At 47.6% G+C, this 12,234-nt stretch carries 7 protein-coding genes; all 7 read left to right on the top strand.

The window, feature by feature from the left end; all coding sequences use genetic code 11:
• Positions 1-166: 166 nt before the first annotated feature.
• The 7 genes from ACMXI2_RS03855 to ACMXI2_RS03825 all read left to right on the top strand — a co-directional run bounded on the left by ACMXI2_RS03855 (position 167) and on the right by ACMXI2_RS03825 (position 12,211).
• A complete protein-coding gene (locus tag ACMXI2_RS03855) occupies positions 167-3,748 on the top strand; it encodes a SusC/RagA family TonB-linked outer membrane protein (protein ID WP_483780394.1) in 3,582 nt (1,193 codons plus the stop codon).
• 11 nt (positions 3,749-3,759) lie between these two features.
• Positions 3,760-5,187 carry a RagB/SusD family nutrient uptake outer membrane protein gene (locus ACMXI2_RS03850; protein WP_483780393.1) on the top strand — a complete coding sequence of 476 codons (1,428 nt, stop codon included), beginning with the start codon at positions 3,760-3,762 and terminating at the stop codon, positions 5,185-5,187.
• A gap of 28 nt (positions 5,188-5,215) precedes the next feature.
• Positions 5,216-6,142, top strand: coding sequence for a hypothetical protein (locus tag ACMXI2_RS03845; RefSeq protein ID WP_483780392.1), 927 nt, complete (start codon positions 5,216-5,218; stop codon positions 6,140-6,142).
• Between the two features lie 146 nt (positions 6,143-6,288).
• Positions 6,289-7,218, top strand: a complete 930-nt coding sequence (locus ACMXI2_RS03840) for an ABC transporter ATP-binding protein (protein WP_483780391.1) — start codon at positions 6,289-6,291, stop codon at positions 7,216-7,218.
• A gap of 21 nt (positions 7,219-7,239) precedes the next feature.
• Complete coding sequence (locus ACMXI2_RS03835) at positions 7,240-9,540, top strand: Gldg family protein (RefSeq protein WP_483780390.1); 2,301 nt, start codon at positions 7,240-7,242, stop codon at positions 9,538-9,540.
• Between the two features lie 14 nt (positions 9,541-9,554).
• Positions 9,555-10,904: a MutS-related protein gene (locus ACMXI2_RS03830; RefSeq protein ID WP_483780389.1), complete on the top strand. Its 1,350-nt coding sequence runs from the start codon at positions 9,555-9,557 to the stop codon at positions 10,902-10,904.
• Positions 10,901-12,211, top strand: coding sequence for a MutS-related protein (locus tag ACMXI2_RS03825; protein WP_483780388.1), 1,311 nt, complete (start codon positions 10,901-10,903; stop codon positions 12,209-12,211). Before ACMXI2_RS03830 ends, ACMXI2_RS03825 begins: the two co-directional genes overlap by 4 nt.
• Positions 12,212-12,234 lie beyond the last annotated feature (23 nt).

Here is a 12,234-nt window from a genome sequence, read left to right as displayed (position 1 = left end):
ACGGATTGCGGCCGTGACGGTGTATTTGACTTAGTTGGTTTCTAAACGGTTTATTGCAATTCACATTTATTAACAACCAAATCTCATGCAATTTATGCAAAAAAAATGCTATTGGCCGCCCGATCGTCAGGGAAAAAACATGGGCCTAACCAAAATCTTTCTGGTAATGAGACTTACTGTCATTTTATTAGCCGCCGCCATCTTTCAGGCAAATGCCTCGGGTCACGCACAAACCGTTACGCTTTCGGGCAAAGCCATCCCTATCAAACAAGTATTTAGTGCCATCAAACAACAAACAGGGTACGTAGTTTTCAGTAATAATAATACAATCAACGATACCCGGAATGTATCGCTTTCTGTACGTGATATGCCGTTGAAAGATCTGCTGAATGAAGTATTGAAAGACTTTCCTGTTACCTATGTGATCAAAGACAAAACAATTGTATTGTCCCGCAAAACGGTACCGGCCAATATCCTGGCTCCTCCCAACACCATCACCGGTACCATCCGCTCAGCAACCGGTGAACCACTGCCAGGCGTTTCTGTCCGGATAAAAAATACGGTCAGCGGCACCATCACCGGGTCCGATGGCGCTTTCTTCTTTAACCGTCCTCCCGAAAATGCCGTATTCGTGATCAGCATGCTGGGTTATGAAACCCTGGAAATCGCTGTCCTGAAAGGGAATAATGGTTTTACTGCCAATACGCTTGATAAAACACAATCGAAGTCGCTGCTGGTAACGGAAGGCGCCAACCTGTTACTGAACATCACATTAAACAGGAAAGACTTTGAAATGAATGACGTAGTGATCACCGGGTATATGAACGTGAATAAAAAGAACTACGTAGGTTCCGTTTATTCTGTAAAAGCCGATGATATCAAGATTGCCGGCGAAACCAGCATCGACCAGATGTTACAGGGCGTAGTACCCGGCATGTCTGTAATAACACAGTCAGGGCAGGTAGGTTCCACACCAAAGATCCGTATCCGCGGTACCTCTACCATCCTGGGCAACCAGGAACCGGTTTGGGTAGTGGATGGCGTGATCCAGCGCGATCCCCTGCCTTTACCTAATGGCAGCGGATCACTGGCCAACGATATGGGCGAACTACGCCTGATCGCATCTAACGCAATCTCCTGGCTCAATCCAAACGATATTGAAACCATTACCGTTTTAAAAGATGCTTCAGCCACCGCTATCTACGGCTCACAGGCGGCCAACGGAGTAATTGTACTCACCACGAAAAAAGCCCGGCCCGGCCAATTATCGGTATCTTATACCTCCAACCTCACCGTTGGTCAGAAACCTACCTACGGCGACTTCGACCTGATGAACTCCCAGGAACTGATGCAGTTTTCAAAAGAAGTATACGAAGCGCGCGACAGCTATACTGCTGAAGTATTGCCTATCGGCTACGCTGCACTGATCCAGCAACTACAGAGAAAAGAGATCGATTATGCCACTTATGTGGAACGGTACCGGAAGCTGGAAAATCAGAATACCGACTGGTTCTCTCTCCTGTTCCGCAATCCGTTCAGTCAGAATCACAGCCTGAGCATCTCCGGCGGTACCGAGAAGATCTCCAACAGAACCTCTCTTAGCCTGCAGCAGCAAAACGGCGAAGCCAAAGGAAATGACCTTACTTCTTTCGCCGCCTCTTCCAACACCACCCTCCGGTTTGGGAAACGGCTAACCGTAAACTTTATGCTGAATGGAAGCCGCCGGGAAACAGATGGCTTTGCATATGGCGTAGATCCGTTCACCTATGCTTACAGTACTGCCAGAACCATTCCCATGTATAACGATGACGGCTCCCTTTTCTATCACGAGAAAAGAGGAGAATCCAGTACCGTTTTCCCCGGCAACACCAGCTACCGGTATAACATTCAGAATGAAATTAATAATACCGGGAATAAAAATGTGACCACTAACCTGTCGTCTACTGCAGATGTGAACCTGCAGTTAACAAAGGACCTGCAATACCAGGGATTGTTATCTTATACCCTTACCAATTCCAATGTAAAATCTTACGCTACGGAATTGTCTTACTATATCACTCAAACAAGAGGATATGAGTTTGGCAGCGTACTATCCAACTCTCCGCAGGAACTGGCCAGCCGCCTGCCTTTCGGAGGACTCGTACAACTGCAGAATGCCAACAACAGTGGATATACCTGGAGAAACAGCCTGGTGTATAACCACTTATTCGGCACTAAGCATGCTGTTACCCTCCAGGGAGGAATGGAGGCGAGATCCGCACTCACGCAGGGTAACACCGATACCCGTTATGGCTATCTCCGTTACCGCGGGGAAAGCTATGCACCGGTTCCGGCACTGTCTGCGAACATCTCCGGCAACGGCGACAATCTCCTTGACCTCATGCGCGTAAATTCAAGAATCGTTAACCAGAAGAGTAATTTCCTGAGTGAATATTTTTCTGCGGTGTATGGTTTTGATCAGCGCTTTATCTTCAACTTCAACGCAAGACTGGATGCCTCCAACCGTTTCGGGCAGGATAAAAACAAAAGGTTCCAGCCAACCTGGTCGGTGGGTGGAAAATGGCGCGTTGCCAATGAAAAATTCCTCAGCTCCCAGAAATGGCTGAATGCCTTCGACGTGTCTGCCACCTACGGCTACCAGGGAAATGCAGTGGAAGCGGTATCGCCTTACCTGATTGCTACCGACGGAGGACTCAGCAACGTTTTCAAACAGTATATCCTCAACATCAAATCGCTGCCTTATCCTGAACTGGGTTGGGAGAAAACAAAAACATGGAACTTCGGACTGGATGTTGCTATGTTTAACGGCCGCCTGACCGCCACCGCCAACTGGTACAAGAAAAGCAGTAACATCCTCGCTTCACGGGACGTACCCGTTGAAAACGGGATGAATTCCGCCACTGTATTTGGCTCCCTGATGGAAAATACCGGCTATGACCTGATCATCAGTGTAGTTCCGGTGCGTACCAAAGACTTCATGTGGCAGTTTTCTGTGAATACGGGTCTTGCCCGGAATGTGCTGAAACAAAACGAAAGGGTTAATACGAGAGAGGATTATCTGAATGGAACAGCTATTGTGAACGGAGAAGCCTACTCTACTTTTTACTCCTATGCTTATGCCGGTTTAAATCCTGCCAATGGGATACCTACCTTCAAAAATATGAATATTAAACCCACTGCCAATGACCTGGAATACCTGGTAAAATCAGGTAAGCTGGACCCCGACTTTTCCGGTGGATTCAACACAATGGTGAGGTATAAAAACATGTCTGTAAGCACACAGTTCGCAATGGCATTCGGAAATCAAAAAAGACTGCCGGTGTTTTACAATGCTTCCGGTGCGCCCACTCCCGAACAGAATGCGCCCAGGATCCTGAAGGAACGCTGGAAACAACCAGGCGATGAGAAATATACCAACGTTCCTGCTGTTCCGCCCGGCAATCCCCGCAGGATAGAGTTTAACCTGCCAACGATAGAGCCTTTTCCGGTAACGCCATATGACCTGTATAACCAATCCGATTATATGGTGGCAGATGCTGATTTTATCCGCTGCCGGCAGATTGCGTTTAACTACGAGTTTACACAGGAACTGCTGAAAAAGATACACATCAAACGCCTGAGTACATCGCTCAGTATGACCAACCCGTTCCTGGTAACATTTGACGATGCGTGGAGAGGCTACGATCCAGAAACAAACGGATGGCCTGCCCGCAGAACAACGTCATTATCTTTTAATATGACTTTCTAATATTGAAGCGCATGAAATATAAGTTATTCTCTGTTTTCTTTGTCTTCACGCTACTGGCTTCCAGCTGCACTAAATTCCTGGAAGAACAATCCCAGAGTGAGATCATTCCCAAAACAGCCACCGACTTCCGGGAGCTGTTGATGGGATCAGGTTATATGGGAAATGAAGAGCCGACAAGTTTTCTTTCCCGCATGGACGACGACGTGGATCTTAATATTGAATGGGGCGCCGGTACCGGCTACTCCATTGTAGGAACGGCTACTGTTAAAACGGATTACCTCTTTTATGCCTGGCAGCCCCGGTTGGCCGACAGGAACGGATTGGGCGATCTTATCAGTGAAGATCCTGCATCTACGGCCTACTACTATTTTTATGAACGGATCATGGGATGCAACGCTGTGCTGGATAATATCAACACCGCCATCGGCAGCCAGCAGGAAAAAGACAGGGTAAAAGGTGAAGCCCTGGCTATGCGGTCATTCTATTATTTCCGGCTGGTAAATCTCTACGGAGAACCTTACAACAGCAATCCGCAGGCGCTTGCCGTACCCTTAAAGCTAAACTCCAGTGTAACTGCGGAATACATGGAGCAGTCGACAGTGGCAAAGGTATACGAGCAAATCGTCAACGATCTGAAAGAAGCGGCCACCCTGATGGACCCGCTGCCGATCGCCCGCAGGGATTTTCACATCAACCAGCCGGCTATTCACATTCTTTTATCAAGGGTATATCTCTATATGGAGAAATGGGAGGATTGTGTAGCCGAAGCCAATAAGGTGTTTGAACAGGCAGGCGTGCTGATGGATATGACCGGCATCACCACCGGGTACTACCTCACCTATACCAACCCTGAAGTGGAATGGATGTTTGGCGGAAAATCACAGGGGGGCGACCAAACCGCCTATACGTTTTCACCGGAACTTATGTCCATTTATGACGAGGAGAAGGATGTACGGCGTAAATATGGCATCGCTAATTCAAACGGCGACGCGCCGCTCATATCGAAGTATACGAACATAACCGGAGAACTTGTTCAATGTCTTCGTACCGGGGAAGCCGTGTTAAACAGGGCAGAGGCAAATGTGCAACTCGGAAAACTGAGCGCCGCCATGAAAGATCTGAATGACCTGCGCCGTACGCGTATCATCGGTTATACAGATGAAAGCATCGGCGATAAAGCAGTACTGCTAAAGGCAGTACGGGACGAGCGCCGGAAAGAATTCTTCCTGGAAGGATTCCGCTGGTTTGACCTGCGCCGTTACGGCATGCCTGCTATTACACACCGGTATCAGCATGAACTGGGAGAAGCCATTCTGCATTACACGCTGAAAGAAAAAGACCCGATGTACACGCTGCCTTTTCCTAACAGTTTACTGCAGAGAAATCCGGCACTGAAACAAAATACTTCCGGCACTATGACCGACAGGATCGGACAGTAACTATTTAACACGCAATACCATCTTTAACATGAAGCATATATTTCTCATCGGCTGCATCTCCAGCATATTATTATTCTCCTGTTCGAAGGATAATGAAATTGGCGCACCCACGCCGATCGGACCTGATTATGTGTTGCCCCAGGGGAACGCCCCCAAAGAGGCAAATGATAAAATCCAGCAGCTCTATGACAACTACGGGTCTTACTTCCTGTATGTGTTTACACAAAAGGATTTTGAGTGGACGCAAGCATCCGGCACCAGCGCATCAAAGATCGATACGGCGGTATTGGGCAATCCCGCCTATGCCGGGGATATGCTGAACTTTCTCAATGATGTGTGGTTGAAATTCCTCCCGGAAGATTTCAGGAAAAGCCAGGGGATTCCTTACCGGGTACTGATGGCAGATACCATCAAACAATACAGGATAGGAATGCCCCCGGGCAGGGAATATCTCTACTTCGATTACAAAGTAGTGGGTAAGTCCATCACTTTCGCAGGTATGAACGCATCCCTGCGTACCATGACCCCGGCGGAGAAAGCAGCGAAAAAGAATATTCTCATAAGCGCTATCTGGAGCTATTACATCAGTAATAATATCCTGGATATTCCTGCGGCATTCTATACTGTCAGCAATTACGCTACTGCGGCGGCGCCCACCGCACCATTGTCGCTGCCGGACAACCTGGAAGCCTTCCGGAACAGGGGCTTTTTACCAACCAGCTATGATCCCATCAGCGGCAGAATAGGCGAATGGTATTACGGCACCTATTCCTGGGGAACGGCCAAATCAAATGATGTTACTTCATTTATCATGCATATTACAACCCGGACGGATGCACAAATGCAACCGTACCTCCAGTATCCGCTCATAAAACAGAAGTTTGATATCCTGGTGGATTATTACAAAACAAAATATCATATAGATGTACGCGCTATTGCAAACGCCGCCTACTGATTCCTGACCTTTCCTTTCGCCCGGGGCTTGTCCCCGGCGAAAGGTATTTTTCAGTAACCCATCTTTATAAAAAAATATTCAAACGCAATAATCGTGTAAGCAAAAGCTTATGCCTGCTAATTTATTTAATAAACAATCCGTAATGAATGGAAAACGCCATCGTAAAAGTTGAAAATCTGTCTCACCGTTACGCCTCCCAGTGGGCGGTAAGAGACATAAATTTTGAGATCCATAGCCAGGGAGTTGTGGGCCTGCTGGGTTCCAACGGAGCCGGCAAATCCACTACCATGAATATCATTTGTGGGGTGTTAAAACAATCAAAGGGAGAAGTATTTATCAACGGTATCAACCTGAAAGAAGACCCGGTAACGGCCAAGCGCAACATCGGCTTCATGCCGCAAAAGCTGCCGCTGTACCTCGATTTCACCGTGGAAGAATACCTCACCTACTGCGCTGACCTGCGGATGGTGGAAAAAGACCAGGTAAAAAAAGCAGTACAGCAGGCATTGGAAAGATGCGGCGTGGCACATTTCAGGGAACGCCTGCTCCGCAACCTCTCCGGCGGATACCAGCAACGTGTGGGCATTGCCCAGGCCATTGTGCACAACCCTAAATTTGTAGTGCTCGATGAACCCACTAACGGCCTCGATCCAAACCAGATCGTGGAAGTAAGGAACCTGATCAAAGAAATTGCGACAGACCGCTCCGTGTTATTGTCTACCCACATCCTCACAGAAGTACAGGCCACCTGCAAGGAAATCAAAATGATTGAAGAAGGGCAGATGGTGTTTTCCGGAACCCTGGAAATGTTCGACAACTACATTGAACCCAATTCACTGGTAATAATGCTGGAAACCCCTCCCGCACATGAAGAACTGCTGAAGCTGGAAGGTATCAGGTCTATTGAACAACTGGCCCCCTCCCGTTTCAGACTCGGATACGACGGGGAAAAGAAAACAGCGCAACGCATTGCAGAAATAAGCGTGGGCAGAGGCTGGGGACTCATGGAACTGATTATTGAAAAGAGTTCACTGGACGCCGTATTTGCCAGGTTGTCTAAAAAAAATACCAAATAAAAAATCAATAAAAGATATTCAATGAGACAAATTTTTAAGATCGCCAAAGCAGAGTTATTCACTTTGTTTTATTCACCGATCGCCTGGATGATCCTCGTGGTATTTACTTTTCAGACAGGGATGGGTTTTGCAGACACCATGCAGGAAATGTTGCGGGGCCAGAGCAGCGGCTTTGGCCTGTCCTTTATCTCCGCCAATATTTTTTCCGGACAAAGGGGACTGCTGGCATCCGTTCAAAGTTACCTGTATCTCTATATGCCCCTGCTCACAATGGGACTGATGAGCCGGGAGCTGAGCAGCGGTTCTATCAAATTATTATATTCATCTCCCATCACTTCCTCACAAATCATCCGCGGAAAATTCCTGGCGATGATGGTCTACAGCCTCCTCCTCATAGCGGTGCTGCTTGTGTATGTGACGGTGTGCATGTTTATAGTAGACAAGTTTGAACTGGCGCCGGTATTATCAGGACTCTTCGCCATCTACCTCCTCATGTGCGCCTATGCCGCCATCGGACTGTTTATGTCGTCTCTCACCTCCTACCAGGTAGTGGCCGCCCTCGGAACGCTGGTACTGCTGGGAACCCTCAGCTATATGAACAAAGTATGGCAGAGTATTGATTTTGTTCGTGATATCACTTACTGGCTGTCTATTTCCGGCCGGTGTAACGAAATGATCGATGGGCTGATATGCACAGAAGATGTGCTTTATTTTATCATCGTAATAGCTATGTTCCTGGCGCTGAGCATCCTGAAATTACAGGCTAACCGCACCCACGCCTCTTTTTCCTCGGTATGGAGCAAATATGCCATTGTAGTGATAGCTGCTATGGCACTGGGCTATACCACGTCCCGGCCAATATTCATGGCCTATTACGACGCTACCGAAACAAAACGGAATACCCTCACACCCAACAGCCAGGCAATCATGGCCAAACTGGACGGTGGCCTCACTATCACTACCTATGTAAACCTCCTCGACCGGGAAGGCTACAATGGGATGCCTGAAATGGTAAATGAAGACAGACAACGACTAAAACAATATATCCGTTTCAAACCCGAAACAAAGCTGAAATACGTTTATTACTATGATACGGCCAGTAATAATCCCCGCCTGAACTTTGTTTATAAAAACAAATCCCTCGCGGAAATGGCGCAAAAGGAAGCCGAGATCAAAGACCTGGATATTGACATGTTCCTGAAACCGGAAGAAATAAGAAAGCAAATCAACCTCAGAGATGAAGGCAATGTTTTTGTTCGCCTGGTAGAAAGAGAAAACGGGCAGAAGGCATTCCTGAGAATCTATGAAGATATGATGAAATTCCCCGATGAAGCGGAAGTATCTGCCGTGTTCAAACGCATGGTAATGAAGCTGCCAAAAATCGCCTTCCTGCAGGGTCAGGGAGAACGTAAAATTGAAGGCGACCGGATAAAGGACTATACCCTGTTTTCTTCTGTTAAAACATTCCGTTATGCCCTCACCAACCAGGGCTGCGATGTGGAAACACTGGATCTCTCCGGCAGTAACCAGATCCCTAAAGGAGTAGATATCATCGTGATTTCCGATATGCAGCAGGATATGGATTCCGTTTCAAAACGTAAACTGGATGCTTACATTGCCAATGGCGGAAACCTGGTGGTAGCTATCAAACCCGGATCAGCAGTGATGGACTCCTTCATCTCACAGTTCGGCGTAAAAAGCATTCCTGGTCAGCTGGTACAGCCTAAAACGGATGTAGTGGCCAATGCCGTGATATGCCGGCCAACAAAAGCAGCAACCGACATCGCACCTGTGTTTGACCTTATGACTAAACAACATGCGTATGTGGGCATGGTAAAAGCTGCTGGTTTGGTAATGGCGGAAGATAAAGGCTTTAAAGCTACCCCCGTTCTTCAAACCGATACCATGAAAACATGGAATGAAACGCAGACCATCGATTTTGTCAATGATTCTGCTTCCGTAGATATTATGGCCGGAGAAAAAGCAGACAGCTTCGTTACAGCAATGGCCTTATCGAGAAAGGTAGGTAATAAAGAGCAACGCATCATGATCATAGGAGATGCCGATTGTATCAGTAACGGTGGTATGAAACCGCCTATCAGATATTACGGCGCTTCTAACTTTTCTTTAATTCCCGGTATGTTCCATTGGCTATCTTACGGCACCGTACCGGTAGATGTAAGTCGCCCGCATTCAAAAGACAACACCCTCTTCCTCACCAAAGGAAGTCTGAAAGTGGTGAAATACGGGTTGATGGGTGTAATCCCCGGATTATTGCTGATAGGCAGCAGCATTTTACTTATCAGGAGAAGAAGAAAATAAAACAAACAGCTGGTATGAGCCTAATGACCGACAAACAAACGCTGAATGACCTGAATATTTTCGGGAAAGGTGGAGGCGATTCAGTGTATACAATATTTAACCGCACCTTTACCCGCGGAGGATCGGAACTGATGGAAGAAATGTTCCGCAGCCCGCTCTCAGACGCAGCGGCTATCAATGCACGCAGCACCATCATCCGCGCGTTTTCCCAACAGGAGATCCGCTTCCCGTATGAAGGCGACTGGTTTGATGCCGCAGAACAACACCTGCAGAATACCGATGAGCGCACCAAACTGAATGACCAGGAACATACGCTGGGCAGGAAGTTTAATCACCTGATTGCCGCCGATACGGAATACAAAGCCATTGAAAAAGGCGTAGTAAGCCTGATCGGCATCTTACAGGCAACCCGCGCATTTGCAGACAACATCCGGCAACAGGTAGCGGATCTTCCTTACAACAAGGAACTCGCCTCCATCGACAGGTTATTACAAACAGCAGAATTGCAACCCCTGCTGCAGGAACATACCAAACAGAAATTTTCCTTTGCCACGGTAGCGGAGTATGATAAAATACTCCGCTTCCGGCAACGGGGTATCGTGTTGCAACTGTTGGGACATATCTACCTGGCCGATGTATACCTGTCTGTTGCCCGCACCGCCCGGGAGCGCAAATTCTGCTTCCCCGTTGCCCTTGATGCGGAAAAGCAAACAGTTATACTGGAAGACTTTTACCATCCGTCTTTAACCAAACCGGTGGTCAATACCCTCACCATTAGTCCCTCAAGCAATATTATTTTCCTGACAGGCGCCAACATGGCCGGGAAATCTACCTTCATGAAAGCACTGGGCATTGCTATGTTCCTGGGCCAGATGGGATTCCCGGTACCTGCCGCAAAAATGGAGTTTTCTGTAAGAGATGGCATTTTCACCACCATCAACCTGCCGGATAACCTGAGCCAGGGCGCCAGTCACTTTTATGCAGAAGTGCTGCGTGTTAAAACCATTGCACAGGAACTAAGCCGCGATAAATACCTGTTTGTCATCTTTGATGAACTGTTCCGCGGCACCAATGTGAAAGACGCATACGAAGCCACCATCGCCATTACATCTGCCATTGCACGCAGGAAGAACTGTATGTTCGTAGTATCTACACATATCATTGAAGCCGGCGACGTACTCAAAGAGAAATGTGACAATATCAATTTCGTATACCTGCCAACGTTAATGGAAGGCAGCAAGCCTGTTTATACCCATAAACTGGCTGCCGGTATTACTTCCGACAGGCATGGTATGGTAATTATAAAAAATGAAGGTATCCTGGACATATTGGCCAGGAAAAAATCAATAAAGAAGACCACATGAGCTTTATTGCAGATAAACAAACACTGGACGATCTGTCGCTGCTTGGAAAGTATAATGCTAATTCCATCTTCTGCCTTTTCAACCAGGTAAAAACCCGGGGCGCGGAAAAACTGCTGGATGCCATGTTCCTCCATCCGTTAACCGATGCGGACCAGATCAATGCCAGGAGCGCCGCATTCCGCTACTTCGGCGATCAGCCCATTCCGTTCCCTTTTGAGGAACAATTGCTGGGCAGCACGGAAGCCTTCCTGGATGAAGGAAGCGACAGCAACTTTCCCCTGGCCCTCTGGCAAATGAGCCGGAAAAAATTAGCGGCCCTGTTGGTAAAGGATGATGCATATGAACTGCAGCTGCAGGGAATAGCTACCTGCGTACAGCTGTTGAAAGGCTTCACTACCCTACTTGGTCAGCTGGAAAAAGAAGGCCGTGACAAAAATACCCCCTGGGAAAAATGGGTGGCAGGCGCCCGGAACATCCTCCGGGATAAGCGGCTGCAAAATATAAGCGCCGAAAGATCACTGCTGCAAACCGCCAGGCTACACTACCTGCTGGCACATGTATTCCAGGATAAGTTAAAAATCCTGCTGGAGCTCACCTACGAAATAGAAGTGTATCTCACCGTTTCCGGCATTGCCAAAGCAAAAGGATTTACCTATGCAAAGGCATTGCCGAAAGAAAAAAATGTGCTGGCGGCCAAAGGAGTTAAACATCCCGGCCTGGATAAAGCAGTGCCCAACACGCTTTCGTTTAACGGCAACAGCAACGTGCTATTCCTCACCGGGGCCAATATGGCGGGCAAGTCCACCCTGATGAAAGCAACCGGTATCATGATGTACCTCGCGCATATGGGATTTCCCGTAGCCGCGCAGGAACTGGAGTTCTCGGTACTGGATGGTATTTACTCTTCTGTAAATGTGCCTGATGACCTGAACCGCGGATACAGCCATTTTTATGCAGAAGTACTCCGCGTAAAAAAGGTAGCGGAAGAAGTAGACGCAGACAAACATCTCTTCGTTATTTTCGACGAACTGTTTAAAGGCACCAACGTGAAAGATGCTTATGACGCCACACTGGCCGTAACAGCGGCCTTCACCGCTTTCAGGGACTGCTTCTTTATTATCTCCACCCATATCTTTGAAGTGGGGGACGCACTAAAAACCGAAGGCGATCATATACAGTTTGAATTCCTGCCAACCATCATGGAAGGTACCGTACCGAAATACACCTATACCCTGCAAAAAGGTATTACAACAGACAGGCAGGGAATGATTATTATTGAGAATGAGGGTATCTTAGACATGCTGTAATGCTTTGATCCGCCTCTTTATAA

Source organism: Chitinophaga sp. G7 BAM 1005 (assembly GCF_057126945.1).
The sequence above is the reverse complement of the archived record's forward strand: the minus strand, read 5'-3'. Positions and strand labels throughout refer to the sequence as shown.